At 66.9% G+C, this 18,178-nt stretch carries 19 protein-coding genes; 7 read left to right on the plus strand and 12 right to left on the minus strand.

What is annotated here, in order from left to right; genetic code table 11:
• Window positions 1–53 precede the first annotated feature (53 nt).
• The 7 genes from ACF8LI_RS12205 to ACF8LI_RS12235 form a co-directional block, all read right to left on the minus strand.
• Window positions 54–743: an ANTAR domain-containing response regulator gene (locus ACF8LI_RS12205; protein ID WP_392412891.1), complete on the minus strand. Its 690-nt coding sequence runs from the start codon at window positions 741–743 to the stop codon at window positions 54–56.
• Window positions 744–745: 2 nt separating this feature from the next.
• Complete coding sequence (locus ACF8LI_RS12210) at window positions 746–1,894, minus strand: transporter substrate-binding domain-containing protein (protein WP_016445955.1); 1,149 nt, start codon at window positions 1,892–1,894, stop codon at window positions 746–748.
• A gap of 80 nt (window positions 1,895–1,974) precedes the next feature.
• A complete protein-coding gene (locus ACF8LI_RS12215) occupies window positions 1,975–3,711 on the minus strand; it encodes a nitric oxide reductase activation protein NorD (protein WP_392412893.1) in 1,737 nt (578 codons plus the stop codon).
• Window positions 3,712–3,723: 12 nt separating this feature from the next.
• Window positions 3,724–4,581 (minus strand): CbbQ/NirQ/NorQ/GpvN family protein, encoded by an 858-nt coding sequence (locus ACF8LI_RS12220; RefSeq protein WP_133073739.1) that lies wholly within the window; start codon window positions 4,579–4,581, stop codon window positions 3,724–3,726.
• A 72-nt stretch (window positions 4,582–4,653) separates the two neighbouring features.
• Window positions 4,654–5,691, minus strand: a complete 1,038-nt coding sequence (locus tag ACF8LI_RS12225) for an aliphatic amidase (RefSeq protein WP_043791758.1) — start codon at window positions 5,689–5,691, stop codon at window positions 4,654–4,656.
• A gap of 307 nt (window positions 5,692–5,998) precedes the next feature.
• On the minus strand, window positions 5,999–7,408 hold the full coding sequence (locus ACF8LI_RS12230) for a GntP family permease (protein ID WP_016454628.1): 1,410 nt from the start codon (window positions 7,406–7,408) through the stop codon (window positions 5,999–6,001).
• A gap of 21 nt (window positions 7,409–7,429) precedes the next feature.
• Window positions 7,430–7,942 (minus strand): hypothetical protein, encoded by a 513-nt coding sequence (locus ACF8LI_RS12235; protein ID WP_392429762.1) that lies wholly within the window; start codon window positions 7,940–7,942, stop codon window positions 7,430–7,432.
• Between the two features lie 110 nt (window positions 7,943–8,052).
• Between ACF8LI_RS12235 and ACF8LI_RS12240 the strand changes: the two genes are divergently transcribed.
• Window positions 8,053–10,287 carry an NADP-dependent isocitrate dehydrogenase gene (locus tag ACF8LI_RS12240; protein WP_016454629.1) on the plus strand — a complete coding sequence of 745 codons (2,235 nt, stop codon included), beginning with the start codon at window positions 8,053–8,055 and terminating at the stop codon, window positions 10,285–10,287.
• A gap of 155 nt (window positions 10,288–10,442) precedes the next feature.
• Here ACF8LI_RS12240 and ACF8LI_RS12245 read toward each other — a convergent pair whose 3' ends face one another.
• Both ACF8LI_RS12245 and ACF8LI_RS12250 read right to left on the minus strand, forming a co-directional pair.
• The gene (locus ACF8LI_RS12245; protein ID WP_016445960.1) at window positions 10,443–10,790 is read right to left on the minus strand and encodes an RNA-binding protein; all 348 of its coding nucleotides are present in this window, start codon (window positions 10,788–10,790) and stop codon (window positions 10,443–10,445) included.
• A gap of 111 nt (window positions 10,791–10,901) precedes the next feature.
• The gene (locus tag ACF8LI_RS12250) at window positions 10,902–11,111 is read right to left on the minus strand and encodes a hypothetical protein (protein WP_016445961.1); all 210 of its coding nucleotides are present in this window, start codon (window positions 11,109–11,111) and stop codon (window positions 10,902–10,904) included.
• Window positions 11,112–11,426: 315 nt separating this feature from the next.
• Here ACF8LI_RS12250 and ACF8LI_RS12255 point away from each other — a divergent pair, with 315 nt between their 5' ends.
• The 6 genes from ACF8LI_RS12255 to fur all read left to right on the plus strand — a co-directional run bounded on the left by ACF8LI_RS12255 (window position 11,427) and on the right by fur (window position 15,361).
• Window positions 11,427–11,870, plus strand: a complete 444-nt coding sequence (locus tag ACF8LI_RS12255) for a transcriptional repressor (RefSeq protein ID WP_392412896.1) — start codon at window positions 11,427–11,429, stop codon at window positions 11,868–11,870.
• A gap of 66 nt (window positions 11,871–11,936) precedes the next feature.
• Complete coding sequence (gene zigA / locus ACF8LI_RS12260; protein ID WP_392412898.1) at window positions 11,937–13,157, plus strand: zinc metallochaperone GTPase ZigA; 1,221 nt, start codon at window positions 11,937–11,939, stop codon at window positions 13,155–13,157.
• A gap of 95 nt (window positions 13,158–13,252) precedes the next feature.
• Entirely contained in the window at window positions 13,253–14,143 is an 891-nt protein-coding gene (gene folE2 / locus ACF8LI_RS12265; RefSeq protein WP_392412900.1) for a GTP cyclohydrolase FolE2, read from the plus strand.
• A 44-nt stretch (window positions 14,144–14,187) separates the two neighbouring features.
• Window positions 14,188–14,337, plus strand: a complete 150-nt coding sequence (gene ykgO / locus ACF8LI_RS12270; RefSeq protein WP_013802515.1) for a type B 50S ribosomal protein L36 — start codon at window positions 14,188–14,190, stop codon at window positions 14,335–14,337.
• A complete protein-coding gene (locus ACF8LI_RS12275; protein WP_016445965.1) occupies window positions 14,334–14,894 on the plus strand; it encodes a hypothetical protein in 561 nt (186 codons plus the stop codon). The genes ykgO and ACF8LI_RS12275 overlap by 4 nt, the downstream gene beginning before the upstream one ends.
• Window positions 14,895–14,911: 17 nt before the next feature.
• Window positions 14,912–15,361 carry a ferric iron uptake transcriptional regulator gene (gene fur / locus ACF8LI_RS12280; protein ID WP_013802513.1) on the plus strand — a complete coding sequence of 150 codons (450 nt, stop codon included), beginning with the start codon at window positions 14,912–14,914 and terminating at the stop codon, window positions 15,359–15,361.
• Here fur and ACF8LI_RS12285 read toward each other — a convergent pair.
• From ACF8LI_RS12285 to ACF8LI_RS12295, 3 genes are read right to left on the minus strand one after another with little or no spacing between them, the layout of a single operon-like run.
• The gene (locus ACF8LI_RS12285; protein WP_392412902.1) at window positions 15,348–16,133 is read right to left on the minus strand and encodes a DNA alkylation repair protein; all 786 of its coding nucleotides are present in this window, start codon (window positions 16,131–16,133) and stop codon (window positions 15,348–15,350) included. The genes fur and ACF8LI_RS12285 overlap by 14 nt on opposite strands.
• Window positions 16,130–16,621: a MarR family winged helix-turn-helix transcriptional regulator gene (locus ACF8LI_RS12290; RefSeq protein ID WP_012205483.1), complete on the minus strand. Its 492-nt coding sequence runs from the start codon at window positions 16,619–16,621 to the stop codon at window positions 16,130–16,132. Before ACF8LI_RS12290 ends, ACF8LI_RS12285 begins: the two co-directional genes overlap by 4 nt.
• A gap of 23 nt (window positions 16,622–16,644) precedes the next feature.
• A complete protein-coding gene (locus tag ACF8LI_RS12295; RefSeq protein ID WP_392412904.1) occupies window positions 16,645–18,177 on the minus strand; it encodes a PepSY domain-containing protein in 1,533 nt (510 codons plus the stop codon).
• Window position 18,178 lies beyond the last annotated feature (1 nt).

Genomic DNA, 18,178 nt, shown 5'->3' on the forward strand with positions numbered 1-18,178 from the left:
CCCTGGTTCCCGGGGCCAAACCATGGCTGCTGGCGGCAGGAATTCTGCGTGATTTACCCGCCCACGCCCTTGCCCAGCGACAGTATTTCGCTCGCATGCACGATGGCCTGGGCAATCTCCTCCACCGAGCTGCGCCGGCTCATGGCCTGGGCGCGGATCATGTCGTAGGCCTGGTCTTCGTTGATGTGGTGGGTGTGCATGAGGATGGCCTTGGCTTCGGCCACGCGGCGCTGGCCCAGCAGCTTGGCCTGGAGCTTGGCGATGCGCTGCTGCTGCTGGCGTGATTCCTTGTGGTTTCTGCGCGCCAGCACCAGGGTGGACAGCAGGCCGAAGGAGCGGATGGGCGTGGGCAGGATGGCTTGCACCTGCAGCTCCAGCACGGCGGAGACGATGGTGGGATTCTCGTAGTTGACCACGGCGATGGCGGTGGGCGGGCTCTCTCCCTCGCCCTGGGTCCAGGCGTAGTTCAACTGCAGGTGATCGGGGCGCACGGCCAGGAAGACCACGTCCGTGCCCTCGGGCAGGCTGGGCTGGGGCGGCCAGATGGCCTGGACCTGGCAGCCTATGCGCTGCAGCTGCTGGGCCAGCAGGCGGCCGTCCGCGTCGTCGGGGTGGACGACGGCAATGCGCAGCTGGCGCAGTTCCTTGAGCTGGGGCGAGGTGGCGCGCAGCAGCGGCTTTCTTTCCAGCAGCGGCCGGCCTGTGGCAGCGCTGCCGGTTTCCTTGTTCGGTGCGGCATCCACGCTCAGTTCTCCAGGGCACCGAGGCTGGCGGTCCAGTCGCCCAGTGAATGGGTCACCAAATAGGGGTCGGGCGAGACGGCCCGGGTGGCCTGGCGCACGATGGTGAAGCCGCCTTGGGCATTGGCGCGGCCCACGCGCGGGTACAGCCAGGTGTGGTGGTTGCCGGGATCGAGCCGGATGCGGCCCTGGGGCGCGTCGAACTCGCTGCCCAGCAGATGGGGCAGCAGATCGCCGATGCGGTCGCTGCCGGCCTGGCGGAAGGCGTTGGCGAACAGGTGCATCTGAAAGTAGGCGGCTTCCCAGCACAGGTTGGGCCGGCAGTCGTCGCCCAGGCGCTGGCGCAGCCGGGCCAGGCAGCGCGCATTGGCCGGTGAATCGATGGACTGGAAGTAGGGCGCGGCCGTGAAGTGGCCGGCCGCCACGTCGGCACCCATCTGGGCGATCTCGGCCTCGGAGGTGGTGAGGCTGGCAATCGGCATGGTCTGCGGATTGAAGCCCGCGTCGGCATAGGCGCGGTAGAGGCTGGCCGTGGAGTCGCCGACCACGGTGGAGAAGATGAAGTCCGGCTGCCTTGCGCGGATGTCCTGCATGATGGCCGCGTAGTCGCGCTCGGTGGCGTCCAGCGGCAGGTAGTGTTCGCCCAGCTTGTCGCTGCCCGGGTGCTGCATGACCAGCTCGCCCATGATGCGGTTGGACTCGTAGGGATAGATGTAGTCCGAGCCGATGAGGTAGACCCGCGCGCCGAAGCTGCTGGTCATGTAGTCGGCCAGTTGCACGCTGTTCTGGTTGGGCGCGGCGCCGGTGTAGATGACATTGCCCGAGAACTCGAAGCCTTCGTAGAGCGTCGGATAGAACAGCAGCCGGTTCCACTTCTCGACGATGGGGATGACGGCCTTGCGGCTGCTGGACATGTAGCAGCCGAAGATGACGTTGATGCCGTCGCGCACGATGAGCTGCTCGGCCAGCGCCGCATAGCGGGCCGGCGTGGAGGCCGGGTCGTAGCGCACGGCGACCAGTTCACGCCCCAGCAGGCCGCCCGACTCGTTGATTTCGTCGATGGCCAGCTGCGCGCCCTGCAGCTGGGACTGGCCGATGGTCGATGTGGTGCCGGTGGCCGAGTAAAGAATGCCGACTCTGACGGGGTCGTTCATGGGTTCCTTGTATGCCAGGTGCTGGCGTGCGTTCTTTGCAGGCTTCAGGTTAATCGAGATTTCCGTGGCGCTTGCCGTGGTCAGCGGCCGGCTGCGAGCCTTGCGCCCATCTGGGACAGCCGCCTTGGCAGATGCCGCGCGTCGTCGGCAATGCCGTAGTTGCGCCCGCCAAAGATGTGGCGCACATAGCCGTCGGCCTGGCTGTCCACGGCCAGGCAACTGATGCGTATGCCTGCGGCGCGGGCCTGCTGCACGGCATGGCGCGCGTCTTCGATCAGGTAGCGGTCGTCATGCACGTCGATGTCGGCGGGTGCTCCATCGGTGATCACCAGCAGATGGCGCTGGCCGGCAGGCTCGGCCGCCAGCAGGCTGCTGGCGTGGCGCAGGGCGGCGCCCAGGCGTGTGGAATGGCGCCCCTGCAGTGCCTGCAACCGGGTGGCCGCTGCTGCGGCAAAGGGTTGGCCGAAGTCCAGCAGGCGCAGGTAGCGGACCTCGGCGCGCGTGTTGGACGAGAAGGCGTGGATGGCCAGGCGGTCCACGCCGGTCCTGCGGCCTGCGCGCGACTCGGCCAGCATGAGGGCCGCCTGTTTCTCCAGCTCCAGCAAGCTGGCGCCGTGGAGGCCGGGCGTGTTGACCGATTCGGAAGCGTCCATCAGCACCAGCACGCTGGTGGGGCGCGGGCCTTTGCCGGCCCGCATGAAAAGGCGTGGTTCCGGGCGCAGGTTCAGGCGGCGGTCCACCTGGACCTCGAGGGCGGCGTTGAAGTCCAGGTCATCGCCTTCCCACTGGCGGCGCAGGCGCTGGCGCCGGTCCAGCTGGCGTGCGGGCGGCAGCGGCAGGGGCGGCATTGTCTGTCTGCCGGCCTGGGAGCCTTTCCCGGCCAGAGCCTCGGCCTGCCATGCGGGCAGGGTGTCGATGACGGTGCACCAGTCCGTCTTCAGGCGCTCCGACCTGCGGTCCCATTCGGGATAGCTGTGGCGCGACAGTTCCAGGCCTGGGTCCAGGTCCAGCGACTGGCCTTCCTGGGCATCGGACTGCTGTCCTGCGCCGGCCGATGGAGGCGGAGCCGCGCGCGCAGCGTTCTGCTGCAGCGCGAGTGTGTCTTCCTCGCCCTGGGGCGACTCCGGATGCTGCCAGAGATAGCTGTTGTCATCACGGTAGATGCTGGGCACGGCATGGTGCTGCGGGTCCATGCGCACGCGCATCTGGCCCAGGTCGTTGGCTAGGATGGAGGCAATGGCCCGGAATGCGGCGTAGTCCTCCAGGCCATGGCGCGTGGCGGTGTCCTCGAACAGGTCACGGGCCTTGTGGATCCAGTGGTTGCCGTCCATGCGCTCTGGCCACAGCAGCATGCGGTCCAGCCGGGCCATGAAGGCGGCAAAGCCCAGGTCCGATGGGTCGGGCTCGGGGGCGATGCAGGCCTCGAACCAGCGGCGCACGCCGGGGTGCTGCAGGCACAGCAGCCGTTCCACGCGCGCATCTTCCAGCGCGCCCACCACGGCCTGGCCCATGGGCTTGAGGGCGCTGCTGTCCTGGCGGGCGGGCGAGAAGCGCAGATGGGCTGCGGCATGGGCCATCGTTGCTGCGTGCAGGTGTGCCTGTATGGGCAAGTTGGCGGGAATCAGCAGCCGGGCAGGCTGGCTGATCAGCACGGCGCGCGGCGGCAGGGCGTGGGCCTGGCCCGGCGCCGGGGCACTGGCCGGCGCCCTGGCCAGCGCCTGCACGGCGACAGGCTGGCGCGCGAGGCCGCTGGCCAGCAGGCCCAGCGTGTGCAGCAGACGGGACTCTTCGGGCAAGGCAGCGGAGACGATGGCCATGGCGCGCGGCCCTCAGGCGCCGAACTCGGCTTCGACCAGCTGGCGCAGCGCGGCGGCGGTGTCGGGGTCGTCGGTCAGGGCGCTGGTGATGGTCATGTCGCAGCTGTCATGCACCGAGACGCCGTCGCGCATCAGCAGGCCCGCGTAGATCAGCATGCGGGTGGAGGCGCCTTCGTCCAGGCCCCGGTGGCGCAGTTCGCGCGTGCTGCGTGCCAGGCTGACCAGGCTGCGAGCGGTGGCCGGGGCAATGCCGGTCTCGTGGGCCACGATGTCCGCCTCGATCTCGGGCGCCGGGTAGTCGAAGTCCAGGGCCGCGAAGCGCTGGCGGGTCGATGGCTTCATGTCCTTGGCGCTGCTCTGGTAGCCGGGGTTGTAGGAGACCACCAGCTGGAAGTCGGGATGGGCATGCACCACCTCGCCCTTCTTGTCCAGCGGCAGGGCACGGCGCGCATCGGTCAGCGGGTGAATGACGACCGTGGTGTCCTGGCGGGCCTCCACCACTTCGTCCAGGTAGCAGATGCCGCCGTGGCGCACGGCCAGGGTCAGCGGGCCGTCGTGCCAGGCCGTGCCGTCGGCATCCAGCAGGTAGCGGCCCACCAGGTCGGAGGCTGTCATGTCCTCGTTGCAGGCCAGCGTGACCAGGGGGCGCTTGAGCGCCCAGGCCATGTACTCCACAAAGCGCGTCTTGCCGCAGCCCGTGGGGCCCTTAAGGATGAGCGGCATGCGGTGCTGGTAGGCCTGCCGGTACAGCTGCACTTCGCGGCCCGAGGGGCGGTAGAAGGGCTCTTCCTCGATGCGGTAGGCCGCCAGCGGGTCGGCGGCCTGGCTGGCAGGAGCGTGCAGCGGGCCTGTGGTTGTTGTCGTGCTCATCTTCACTCTTCACCTTTCCGTGTTCATGGGCGGGCCTGCCCCCAGGCCTGCAGGCTCGGAGGCAGGACGCTGTCAGCGGTGCCTGGGCGCCTCGTGCGGAATGCCTTCGATGGGGCATTCGGGCGTGCCTACGGTGGTGCGTGTGAAGGACTCCACCATCTCGCGTGTGCCCTCGGGATCGTTGACCCACTGGCTGTAGAAGTTGTAGGGGCAGGCGGCCACGCCCTTGTCCCCGTCGCCGGAGTTGATGGTGCCGGTGTAGCCCCGGTGCACCAGCTTGAACAGATGGTTCTGCGACTGGCCGTTTTTGCGCGCATCGCGGATCAGGTGCTTGGACAACTCGGCGTACTGGATGCCCATTTCCTCCTCGCCGGTCTCGCCCAGGGTGCGGCCGTCGAAGCCGATGATGGCCGAGTGCCCGAAGTACGAGTACACGCCGTCGAAGCCCGCCGCATTGGCCACGGCCACGTAGCAGTTGTTCATGAAGGCCATGGCCTTGGAGACCATGATCTGCTGCTCCTTGGCCGGGTACATGTAGCCCTGGCAGCGCACGACGAGCTCGGCGCCGCGCATGGCGCAGTCGCGCCAGATCTCGGGGTAGTTGCCGTCGTCGCAGATGATGAGGCTGATCTTCAGGCCCTTGGGGCCTTCGCTCACATAGGTGCAGTCGCCCGGGTACCAGCCCTCGATGGGCACCCAGGGCATGATCTTGCGGTACTTCTGCACGATCTCGCCCTGGTTGTTCATGAGGATCAGGGTGTTGTAGGGCGCCTTGTTGGGGTGCTCCTCATGGCGCTCGCCGGTCAGCGAGAACACGCCCCAGACGTTGGCCCTGCGGCAGGCGTCGGCGAAGATTTCTGTCTCTTCGCCCGGGATGGCGCTGGCCGTGTCGTACATCTCCTTGGCGTCGTACATGATGCCGTGCGTGGAGTACTCGGGAAAGATCACCAGGTCCATGCCCGGCAGGCCGCGCTTCATGCCTACCAGCATGTCCGCGATCTTGCGGCAGTTGTCCAGCACCTCGGCCTTGGTGTGCAGGCGCGGCATCTTGTAGTTGACCACTGCCACGCCGACGCAATCGTTGCTGCTGGAAATATCTCCGTGTCTCATGCTGCTGCTCCTGAAGGGGTTGAGGGGGCGGCGTGCGGCATCGCTGCCCCTTCGATTCCCGGCCAACAAAAAAAGGCCCGAACCGCTCCAGGTCAGGGAGCGGTTCGGGCCTTGTTGCCCGACATCGGCGCTGGCAGCTTTGGCAGCGGATGTCGTCTTGTCGGTTATGCGGGAATGAAGCGGGGCGATGCCTTATCGCCGTGCATGCATTGTTGCCATGCACCCGCCCCGCGCATATACGTCATATGCCGGTTGTGGCGGGCGCGATGCCGTGGTATTTCCCGCGCGCGCTCTGCGCCCTGGTCCCTCAGAAGGACCCGAACATGGTGCCGAGCGTGATCACCAGCACCAGGGCCAGCAGGGGCGCGCCTATGGTCATGATGGCGATGTTGCCGTACGACTGGCGGTGCGTGAGGCCGCAGATGGACAGCAGCGTGATGATGGCGCCGCTGTGCGGCAGGGTGTCGAAGCAGCCGGCCGCCATCACGGCCACGCGGTGCAGCAGCTCGGGGCTGATGCCCAGCTGGGCGGCCATGGCCAGGTAGTCCTTGCCCAGCGTGGACAGTGCAATCGACAGGCCGCCGGACGACGACCCCGTGATGCCTGCCAGCACGTTCATGGCCACGGCCTCGGAGATCAGCGGGTTGTGGGGCGCCACGTTGAGCACGGCCTCGCGGATGATGGCAAAACCGGCCAGGCTCGCGATGACGGCGCCGTAGCCCACTTCCGAGGCGGTGTTGAAGATGGGCAGCATGGAGCCCAGCACGCCCTTGTTCACCGATTCCTTGAGATTGCGCCAGCGGCCCAGGCCCAGCAGCACCAGTGCGGCGCAGGCCACGGCCAGGGACAGGATCAGCGCCCACAGGCCCGTCTGCTTGGCCGGGTTCACGGCAGGAAAACGGTCCTTGAGGAAGCCGAAATCCATTTGCGGGAACACGCCGTAGGTCAGCAGCGCGTTGACCGCGATCACCAGCACCAGCGGCAGCAGGGCCAGCAGCAGCGGCAGGTCCCGGCGGCTGTGCAGGGCGGGGTCGCTTTCGTCATGCAGGCCCTGCTCGACAGCGTCGTCATGATCGCCGTAGCCTTCGCCCGCCACGCGTGCCTTGGCCGCGCGCGACTGCAGCCACCACAGGCCCAGGGCCAGCATGGTCATGCCGCCGATGATGCCCAGGCCCGGCGCCGCGAACACGTTCGTGCCGTAGTAGGGAATGGGAATGGCGTTCTGGATGGACGGCGTGCCCGGCAGCGCTGTCATGGTGAAGGTGAACGAGCCCAGCGCGATGGTGGGCGGTATCAGCCGCTTGGGCACATGGGCCGCGCGGAACAGCGACTTGGCAATCGGATAGATGGCAAAGGCCACCACGAACAGCGACACGCCGCCATAGGTGAGCACGGCGCAGGCCAGCACCACGGTGAGGATGGCGTGCTTCTCGCCCAGCACGCGCATGATCCAGTGCGATATCGCGGTGGCCGCGCCCGAGTCGGCCATCAACTGGCCGAACAGCGCGCCCAGCAGGAACACGGGGAAGAACTGCAGCATGTAGTTGCCCAGGGCGCCCATGAAGGTGCTGGTGTACAGCGGCAGCATATGGCCCAGGTCGCCGGACAGCAGCACGGCCACGGCGGCCATCAGGGGTGCCAGCAGCAGCACGGAGATGCCTCGGTAGGCCAGGAACATCAGTCCCGCCAGTGAAATCACGATTGCCAGGGTACTCAAATCGTCTCCAGTCCAGTAGTTCTAGTCAAAAAGACAGAATAAAGGCGGATGGATGACAATTTGGCGTAATTGGCGTGCTTTGTAGATGACTTGGCGCAATATGTCGCCACGTTTACCCGTGTTCCCGGGCATTGGCGTGCGATTGCTGCCCCAGACGCCGGTGCTGGCCGGGGGCGTTTCCGACCCGGCCTGTGTGTGCCGTGAACAGCGCTTGATCAGCGCCTGATCACGGGGTTTTCGCCGGGGGTGTTTGCCCGCCGCTTCGCGCACGATGAATCGTCGTGGATGTATCGGCTCTGGGTGTGGCCCGGTGCTCTGCCATGCTTGCGTGTCCGTCACGCCACAGCATTTTTTGCATGGCAGAAAACGCAGGGGCTCCAAGCCGTTTCCCTGTGAAAACAGGGCCTGAATGCCGCTGTAAAACCCTAAGTCTTCTACAAGACTTAAAAAATCCGGCAGGTTCCGCTTAGAATTTTGTATTGTGGGATCGCATTGCAGAAAACGCCGGGGCAGCATGCTGGCGCGACGGGGCATTGCGTGACGGTCCTACAGCGTCAGGCTGCACCGGCCCGTTTCCCCTAGCGGATGCCCGGTTCGACGGCCTGCGGCGCGACCCCTACCTTTTTCACTACCTGAGACAAGAGATGAGCACGCAGCAACCCACCATCATCTACACCCTGACCGATGAGGCCCCGCGCCTGGCCACCAGTGCCTTCCTGCCTGTGGTGCGCGCCTTTGCAGCACCCGCCGGCGTGAATGTCGAGACCGCCGACATCTCCGTGGCCCACCGCATCCTGGGTGAGTTCTCCGAATTCCTGGCCGAAGACCAGCGCGTGGCCCACACCCTGTCCGAGCTCGGCAAGAAGACGCTGGAGCCCGATGTCAACATCATCAAGCTGCCCAACATCAGCGCCTCCGTGGCCCAGCTGACGGCTGCCATCAAGGAGCTGCAGGGCAAGGGCTACGCACTGCCCGACTACCCCGAGAACCCGTCCAACGACCAGGAAAAGGACATCAAGGCGCGCTACGGCAAGTGCCTGGGCTCGGCCGTGAACCCCGTGCTGCGTGAAGGCAACTCCGACCGCCGCGCTCCCGCCGCCGTCAAGAACTACGCCAAGAAGCACCCGCACTCCATGGGCGAGTGGAAGCAGTGGTCGCAAACCCATGTCTCGCACATGGAGCACGGCGACTTCTACCACGGCGAAAAGTCCATGACCCTGGACAAGGCCCGCGACGTCAAGATGGAGCTGACCACCAAGAGCGGCAAGACCGTGGTGCTCAAGCCCAAGGTCGCGCTGCAGGCCGGCGAGATCATCGACTCCATGTTCATGAGCAAGAAGGCGCTGTGCGACTTCTACGAAAAGGAACTGGACGACTGCCGCGACGCCGGCATCCTGTTCTCGCTGCACGTCAAGGCCACGATGATGAAGGTCTCGCACCCCATCGTGTTCGGCCACTGCGTGAAGATCTACTACAAGGAAGCCTTCGAGAAGCACGGCAAGCTGTTCGACGAGCTGGGCGTCAACGTCAACAACGGCATGTCCACGCTGTACGAGAAGATCGAGACGCTGCCCGCCTCGCTGCGCGAAGAGATCATCCGTGACCTGCACGCCTGCCAGGAACACCGTCCCGCGCTGGCCATGGTGGACTCCGCCAAGGGCATCACCAACTTCCACTCGCCCAACGACGTGATCGTCGATGCGTCCATGCCCGCCATGATCCGCCAGGGCGGCAAGATGTGGGGCGCCGACGGCAAGCCCTACGACTGCAAGGCCGTGATGCCCGAGTCCACCTTTGCCCGCATCTACCAGGAGATGATCAACTTCTGCAAGTGGCACGGCAACTTCGACCCCAAGACCATGGGCACCGTGCCCAACGTGGGTCTGATGGCGCAAAAGGCCGAAGAGTACGGCTCGCACGACAAGACCTTCGAGATCGAGGAAGACGGCGTTGCCAACATCGTCGACCTGGCCACCGGTGAAGTGCTGATGAGCCAGAACGTGGAGCAGGGCGACATCTGGCGCATGTGCCAGGTCAAGGATGCGCCCATCCGCGACTGGGTCAAGCTGGCCGTCACGCGTGCACGCAACTCCGGCATGCCTGCCGTGTTCTGGCTGGACCCCTACCGTCCGCACGAGGCCGAGCTGATCAAGAAGGTCAACACCTACCTCAAGGACTACGACACCACGGGCCTGGAAATCCACATCCTGTCGCAGGTCCGCGCCATGCGCTACACGCTGGAGCGCGTGGCCCGCGGCCTGGACACCATCTCGGTGACCGGCAACATCCTGCGCGACTACCTGACCGACCTGTTCCCCATCATGGAACTGGGCACCTCCGCCAAGATGCTGTCCATCGTGCCGCTGATGGCCGGTGGCGGCATGTACGAAACCGGTGCCGGCGGCTCCGCTCCCAAGCACGTGCAGCAGCTGGTGGAAGAAAACCACCTGCGCTGGGATTCGCTGGGCGAGTTCCTGGCACTGGCCGTGTCGCTGGAAGACCTGGGCATCAAGAACGGCAACGACAGCGCAAAGCTGCTGGCCAAGACCCTGGACGAAGCCACCGGCAGGCTGCTGGACGAGGACAAGTCGCCTTCGCGCCGCACCGGCGAGCTGGACAACCGCGGCAGCCAGTTCTACATCGCCCTGTACTGGGCGCAGGCCCTGGCTGCCCAGACCGAGAACGCCGAGCTGGCCGCCAAGTTCGCTCCCCTGGCCAAGCAGCTGGCGGACAACGAGTCCAAGATCATCGAAGAGCTGCGCGCCGTGCAGGGCAAGGCCGTGGACATCGGTGGTTACTACCAGCCCGACGTGGCCAAGATGGACGCCGTGATGCGCCCCAGCGCCACCTTCAACGCCGCCATCGACGCGCTGCGGTAAGCCACTTCGCCTTTGCCGGGGCCAGACCCCGGCAGACTTGAAGCATGACCGGCCGGCCCGCAAGGGCGGCCGGTTTTTTCATGCCGACATCGGCGGAAAACCGCAGGCGAAAAAAAACCGGCCCAAAGAGCCGGTTTTCTTGGAATTGGACGCTATCAGTAGCGACCGCCGCCGTGGCCGCCATTGCCATAGCCGACGTCGGCACGCTTGCCTGCATAGCCTTGCGGGCTGTAGCCACCCGAGCTGCGGCCTTCTTCGCGAGGACGCGCCAGGTTCACGACAATCGAGCGTCCGTCCACGGACATGCCGTGCAGGCCGGTGATGGCGGCCTGGGCGACTTCGGCAGAAGCCATCTCCACAAAGCCGAAGCCCTTGGAGCGGCCGGTTTCGCGGTCCATCATGACCTTGGCGGAAGCCACGCTGCCGAATTCGGCGAAGTTGCTTTCCAGGCTGGAGTCGGTCACGGAGTAGGGCAGATTGCCCACGTAGATTTTGGTGGTCATAGGAAAACCTCTTTGCTTAGATGTGCGCAAACGGGCGCACCGTTGGAATGCAGGCGGAGGACTGTGCAATCCGCCGCAGGAAATGGATAGGGGTTCGCAGCAAGCGGGCCATCAGCACGCAGGCGGGTGCTGCATGCAGGTCTGAAGCCAGCCTTGGGTGACGGCAAACAGCCGTGCCGCTTCGCTGGAGGCGAATGCCTTGTCGAAACGGAATACGCGGCAGTAGCTGCCGTTGCCCTGGGAGCGATGGACCGAGAAGGAGGCACGGAAGCGGCCGCAGTCGGTCGGGTGTGTCGAGGGCGAGACGACGTACTTGCCCATGGGAATGCCGGTGTTTGAAATGTGGTTCAGTCAGGTTCGCAGCCTTGAAAAGGTCTGCGTGAGCATCTAGGAACTCGGTTGGCTGCAGCTCTACAGACCAACTGGGCGACAAAGGTCGCGAAACACATCCTGCAGGAAGCGGCTGGCAAGCCGTTGCGCGGGAGATGTGGTTGCCGACTCAGGTACTGGGTACGGGTCTCGACAACGGTGCTGACTATATCCTGTTGAATATTTAAACGCAACTTAATATTCTTTTTAATTGTAAAAACCTGCCTGACAGCCGTTGTTTTGTTATGTTATAACGTCACAATTCTGATGTGGCGCAACATCGCCAACCGTTTTCTGGAACAGGAAATCACCATGCCCACCCCTTTGACCGCCAACCAGCAACGGGTGCTCGACGCCCTGCGCCAGGCCGGTGCACCGCGCACGGCCTATGCACTGCTCGACCAGCTGCGTGACCACGGGCTGAGCGCCCCCACGCAGGTCTACCGCGCGCTGGACAAGCTGGCCGAGCAGGGCGTGGTCCACCGCCTGGAGTCGTTGAACGCCTATGTGTGCTGCTCGCACCCGGATGAGGGCAGCCATGACTTCTCGGCCTTTGCGATCTGCGACAGCTGCGGGCAGGTGGACGAGTTTGTCGATGACGCGCTCAACCGCTGCCTGGGCAACTGGGCGCACGGCCATGCGTTCGCGCTGGCCCATTCGAACATCGAGCTGCATGGCAAGTGCTCCGCCTGCACCGCGCTCCCCGCCTGAGACCCCTCCCTGCGCATGCGGCCGCAGTGCCCGCCGCGTGCTCCCTTCCCCTGTTCGAGAGATTCCATGATGCATACCGTAGCGCCGGTTCAGCCGCCGCATGCCCGATTGCCGGTGACCGTACTGTCGGGCTTTCTGGGCGCGGGCAAGACCACCTTGCTCAACCACATCCTGCACAACCGCGAAGGTCGGCGCGTGGCCGTCATCGTCAACGACATGTCCGAGGTCAACATCGACGCGGCCCTGGTGCGTGATGGCGGGGCCGACCTGTCGCGCACCGACGAAAAACTGGTGGAGATGAGCAACGGCTGCATCTGCTGCACGCTGCGCGAGGACCTGCTGGTGGAGGTGGCGCGGCTGGCGGGCGAGGGCCGCTTCGACCAGCTGGTCATCGAGTCCACGGGCATCTCCGAGCCGCTGCCGGTGGCCGAGACCTTCACCTTCGCGGGCGAGGACGGACGCAGCCTGGGCGATGTGGCGCGGCTGGACACCATGGTGACCGTGGTCGATGCCTTCAACTTTCTGCACGACTATGGCTCGCGTGACAGCCTGCGCTCGCGCGGCGAATCGCTGGGCGAGGAGGACCGCCGCACCGTGGTCGATCTGCTGATCGAGCAGGTGGAGTTCTGCGATGTGATCGTGCTCAACAAGATCGACCTGGTCACCGACGAGGACTGCAGCCGGCTCATGGCCATCCTGCGCGGGCTCAACCCGCGTGCCAGGCTGGAGATCGCCTCCTTCGGCCAGCTGCCGCTGGATCGCGTGCTCGATACGGGGCTGTTCGATTTCGAGGAGGCCTCCAGGGCGCCGGGCTGGCTGCAGCAGTTGCGTGGCACGCACCAGCCCGAGACCGAGGCCTATGGCGTTGCCAGCTTTGTCTACTGCGCCCGCCGCCCCTTTCATCCCCGGCGCTTCTTCGGCCTGGTGCAAAGCGAATGGCCGGGCGTGGTGCGCTCCAAGGGGTTTTTCTGGCTGGCCAGCCATCCGGCGCTGGCCGGCTCCTGGTCGCAGGCCGGCGCCGTGGCCCGCCATGGCCCGGCCGGGCACTGGTGGGCCGCCGTGGAGGCCGAGCGCTGGCCGCGCGACCCCGAAAGCGTGCAGCGCATCCTGGACAAATGGGTCGATGGCGTGGGCGACGCGCGCCAGGAACTGGTGCTGATCGGCATGGGCATGGACGAGCAGGCGCTGCGCGCACGCCTGGACGAATGCCTGCTGACCGATGCGGAAATGGCCATGGGCCCGCAGGCCTGGACGCAGTGGGACAACCCCTTTCCCGGATGGAACTGATGCCCGGCCGGTACCGAGCCGGCCCTGAGTCGGCCCTGAGCCGACATTGAACGCTTGCCGCGCCGCCCTCGCGGGCGCGGCCCCTGGAGCCCCGAATGCTTGCACCTCTTCCCGATGTTTCCCTGACCGATCCCGCACCCAGCCTCAGCCCGCTGCAATGGGTGGGCATGCAGGGCATAGACCTGCCCGTGACCGTGGCCGAGCCCGGCTACTGGCGCGAGCTGCATGCGCGCGCCGATGTGCAGGTCGATCTTCCTGCGGCCCATGTCAAGGGCATACACATGTCCCGGCTGTACCGGCAACTGGACAGCCTGGCCGAGGAATCCGCGCTGTCTGCCCTGGCGCTGCGCCATGCGCTGCAGGCCATGATCGACAGCCACCTGGACTGCCAAAGCCGCAGCGCCCGGCTGCGCCTGTCGCTGGACCTGCTGACCCAGCGGCCCGCCCTGGTCACCCACGATCTGTCGGGCTGGAAGTCCTATCCCGTGCGCCTGGACGCCACGCTGGCGCAGGGCGTGTTCCAGCTGCGGCTGCAGGTGGGCGTGGGCTATTCCTCGACCTGCCCCTGCTCGGCGGCACTGTCGCGCCAGTTGCTGGAGCAGGGATTTTTGCAGGCCTTTGCGGGCGAGCCGCTGGTGGAGCCGGACCAGGTGGCTTCCTGGCTGCGCCGGCAAGGCACGCTGGCCACGGCACACAGCCAGCGCAGCGAGGCCCAGGTCAGCGTGGACCTGGCCTGTGATGCGCCCGACCTGGGCATCCTGCCCCTGATCGCCCGCGTGGAGCAGGCGCTGGGCACGCCCGTGCAGACCGCCGTCAAGCGCGCCGACGAGCAGGCCTTTGCCGCGCTCAACGGCCGCAACCTGATGTTTGTCGAGGATGCGGCGCGCCGCATACAGGCCGCGCTGGAAGGCAGCTACGCCCAGCCGCGCGTGCATGTGCGCCACATGGAGAGCCTGCATCCGCACGACGCCGTGTCCTGGGCATGACCCGCGAGCCGGCCCCCGTTTGTCTACAACCCAAGGAGTTTTCCATGCAAGTGCTCTCGTCCCTCAAGGAAGCCAAGCTGCGCCATCGAGACTGCCAGGTGGTGCGCCGCCGCGGCCGCATCTACGTCATCTGCAAGAGCAACCCGCGCTTCAAGGCCCGCCAGGGCGGCGCAAAAAACAGGCGCAAGGGATGATCCGCAAGAACCCGCGCGGCGACCTGCCGCGCATCCATGCCAGCGCATTCGTGGACCCCACGGCCATCCTGTGCGGACTGGTGATCGTGGAGGAGAACGTCTTCATCGGCCCCTATGCGGTGATCCGTGCCGACGAGATGGATGCGGATGGCCACATCGACCCCATCGTGATCGGTGCGCACTCCAACATCCAGGACGGGGTGGTGATCCACTCCAAGTCCGGCGCGCGCGTCAGCGTGGGGCAGCACACCTCGATCGCCCATCGCGCCATCGTCCACGGGCCCTGCACCGTGGGCAATGGCGTGTTCATCGGCTTCAACAGCGTGTTGTTCAACTGCGTGGTCGATGACGGCTGCGTGGTGCGCTACAACGCCGTGGTCGATGGATGCCACCTGCCGCCAGGCTTTTATGTGCCATCCACTGCGCGCATAGGCCCGGAGACCGACCTGTCCACGCTGGCCCAGGTGCCCGCCGACGCCAGCGATTTCTCCGAGGACGTGGTCCGCACCAACAACGAATTGGTGCGCGGCTACAAGGCCATCCACAATGAGTTCTGACCGGCCGGGAGGGCTGCATGTCCGATTCCGCTGACCTCAAGAACCTGGGGCTGAAGGCCACGCTGGCGCGACTGTGGGTACTGGACATCTTTCGCCACGGGGACCAGCGGCATCTGGCGGCGGAGGAGGTCTACCGCCAGCTGCATGACCAGGGCCGGGGCACCAGCCTGGCCACGGTCTACCGCGTGCTGGCGCAGCTGGAGCAGGCCGGCATGCTGCGCCAGCAGCGCTTTGCGGCGGGCAAGGCGGTCTATGAACTCGACGACGGCGAGCACCATGACCACCTGATCTGCACGCGCTGCGGCCTGGTGCAGGAGTTCCACGATGCGGTGATCGAGCAGCGCCAGAAGCTGCTGGCGCGCTCGCATGGCTTTGCCATCGTGGAGCACTCCCACATCCTCTACGGGCGCTGCATCAAGCCCGACTGCGAACGGCTGGCGGGCCGGCAGGAGGCTAGCTCTCCTTGAGGCTGCGCTGCGCACGCTCGCAGATGCGGCGCGTGGCGGGCACGGGCGATTCCTCGAGCCATTGCGCGCACAGGGCGCGCACCCAGTCGGGCCGGCTCTTGGCCGCGTCGTTGAGCCAGTTGGCCACCGAGTCCTGCACATAGGGCGAGGCATCGGCGCGCAGCCGCCGCAAAAGGGGCAGGGCGATCTCCGGCTGCTGCTTGAGCGCCGCGATATGGCTGCACCAGACGCCGCGCGGCCGCAGGGCCTCGCTGGCGAAACGGCGCAGGCGGTCGGAGGGCCGCCTTGTCCACCGGGACAACTCGGCCACGGCCTGCGGCAGGTCGCTGGCCAGATGCGGGCGCACGCCCATCCACGACCATTCGCGCACGCCGAAATGCGGGTCATCGGCCAGCGGCTGCAGCAGCTCCAGGCGCTGGCTCAGGGTCAGGCCCGGCTGCGCACCGGCCATGAAGCAGGCCCAGCCGCGCACCGTGTCAGATCGGTGCGTGAGGCAGCGCTGCCAGCCGGCCTGGCCCAGCGCCTGCCACAGCAGGCCACCAATGCACTCCATGCGCTTGAGAATGCCCAGCTGGCCCAGCGCCTGCGCCGTGTCCTCCAGCTGCGGCCACGCGTCGGGGAAGACGGCCTGCAGCAGCCGGGCCTGGTCCACGGCCAGGCTTTCGGTCAGCGTGGCGGTCTCGATCTCGCCCAGGGACAGGGCCTGCAGCAGTTCGGGAGTGATATCGACCTTGCGGTTGGCGCCCTTGCGCCGGGGGGCGGGCGCCTTCATGCGCTGGCCTCCACGCCTGCGGCGGCCTTGGCCAGCAGCTTTCCCAATTGGCCGCGTTCGGCGGGCGACAGGTTGGAAAACAGGCCGGCGATCCATTGGCTGTGCCGGGCAAACAGCTTGCGCGCCAGCTGGCGCCCCTTGGCGGTGAGCTGCACGCGCAGCGCGCGGCGGTCGGCCGGGTCGGGCAGGCGCTCGGCCAGGGCCTCGCGTTCCAGGCCGTCCAGCAGGCCGGTCACGGTGGCGCGGGTGATGCCGGCCTGCTCGGCCAGGTGGTTGGGGGCCAGCCCTTCGCTGGCGGATTCCAGCAGGAACAGCAGCACGAAGCGCCCTTCGGACAGGCCATGGGGCGCCAGCAGCGCGGCGCAGTCACGGTCGATGCGTGCAGCCAGCGACAGGGTCTGGAAGCACAGCCGCATGCTGTCCACATCGTCCAGCTTGCGGCGCTCGGCCTCGGCCAGCAGGGCCTGGTATTTCTGTTCGAGTTGCATGCGGCAAGCATACAGTATGGCAGCTAACCATGTGGCTGCACCTCCAGGCAAGCAGATGCCTGTGCGCGATGACTGCGCCTGCGGCGCAGCCTGCGCACGCCTATGAGCACGCCCGTGGCGCTCATCAGCAGGCCGCCCAGGCTGAAGGCCAGCAGCAGCCCATCCCACAGCGGCCGGCGCTGCAGCAGCGGCAGCCAGTCCCAGCTGTGCAGCATGGCGAACAGCCAGCGCTTGAGGCGCTGGGTGCCGTCCAGCCGGCCCAGCACCTGGCCCGTGTGCGGGTCGATGTGCACCCAGCTGGCCGCGGCATCGCCAAAGACCACGCGCAGCACGGGCAGGGGCTTGTCATGGCCGCCCATCATGGTGTGCTCGGCGCGCTCGTACCAGTACAGGTCGTGCGCGGCCAGCCATTCGCTGCGCAGCACGGGTGCGTCGATCAGCAGGGCCGCGCGCGCCAGCAGGGCGTCGCGCGAGTGGGCCACGGGCGCGGCGCTGGCGCTGTCCAGCACCAGGGGCGTACCGGCTGCGGGCTGGGCCAGCACCTCGGTGCGGCCTGCGGTGCGCAGCCAGCGCAGTTCGCGCACGGGGCCGCCCGCTGCGGCAATCAGCGACTGCGGCGTGGCGTCGTCCCCGGTCAGGCGCAGCGGGCCTTGCTGCCACCGGGCCATGTGCAGTGGCGGCGTGCCTGTGTCGAACAGGCGCCAGGGGTTCATGGACATCAGGCCGCTGAAGATCCAGGCCAGCGTGGTCAGCGCGAACAGCAGGCCCGCCACATGGTGCCAGCGCATGGCGCGGCCCGGGTACGGCGTGCGCCTGCCGCTGCGGTAGGGCTGCCTGAACCGCCAGCGCATCACCCCGACCACGGTGCCGGTGATGGCCACGGCAATGCCGACCAGCGACAGCACGTTGACGATGTCGGCCCAGGCGCCGTCAAAGGCATTGCCCCGGAACATGTACAGCCAGTGCAGCCAGGCGCCCAGGTAGTTCCAGCCGCGCTCGGTGCGCGTGGCATCGCGCACCACCTCGGCCGTGCGGCCGGAGATGTACAGCAGCGTGCCCTGGGCATCGTCCATCTGCACGCGGTGCAGGGGGCGGTGGATGTCCAGCGCGCGCGAGTGGCTGAAGGCATCCTCATCCACCGTGCCCAGGTAGTGCAGGCCCGTGCCGTCCCCCGCGAAGGCGCGCGCACTGGCCAGGGCCTGCGCCTCGCTGGTGGCGGGCAGCACCTGGCCGCTGGCCGCATCGATGGCCACGGGCTGGCGCCGCCCCTCGGGCGTGGCCAGGTAGCTGGCACGGCCGGCGCTGCCGGCATGCAGGCGCAGATCCTTGAGCGGGCCGTCGAAGCCGGCCGCGCGCAGCGCCTCGGCGGGCGCGAGCAGGGCGGCGTTGCCATCGAGCGGGGGCAGGTGGCGCAGCCGCTCGGCTTCGGTGAGCTTGGGGTAGCCCACGTACATCATCACCATGCCCGAGACAAACCACAGCGCAAAGAACAGGCACACGGCAATGCCCAGCCAGCGGTGCAGCAGGAACAGCCAGCGTTTGAGGTGAAGGCGCATG

Source organism: Delftia sp. WSY_12, from assembly GCF_043104645.1.
In the GTDB taxonomy this organism is placed as follows: Bacteria; Pseudomonadota; Gammaproteobacteria; order Burkholderiales; family Burkholderiaceae_C; genus Comamonas; species Comamonas tsuruhatensis.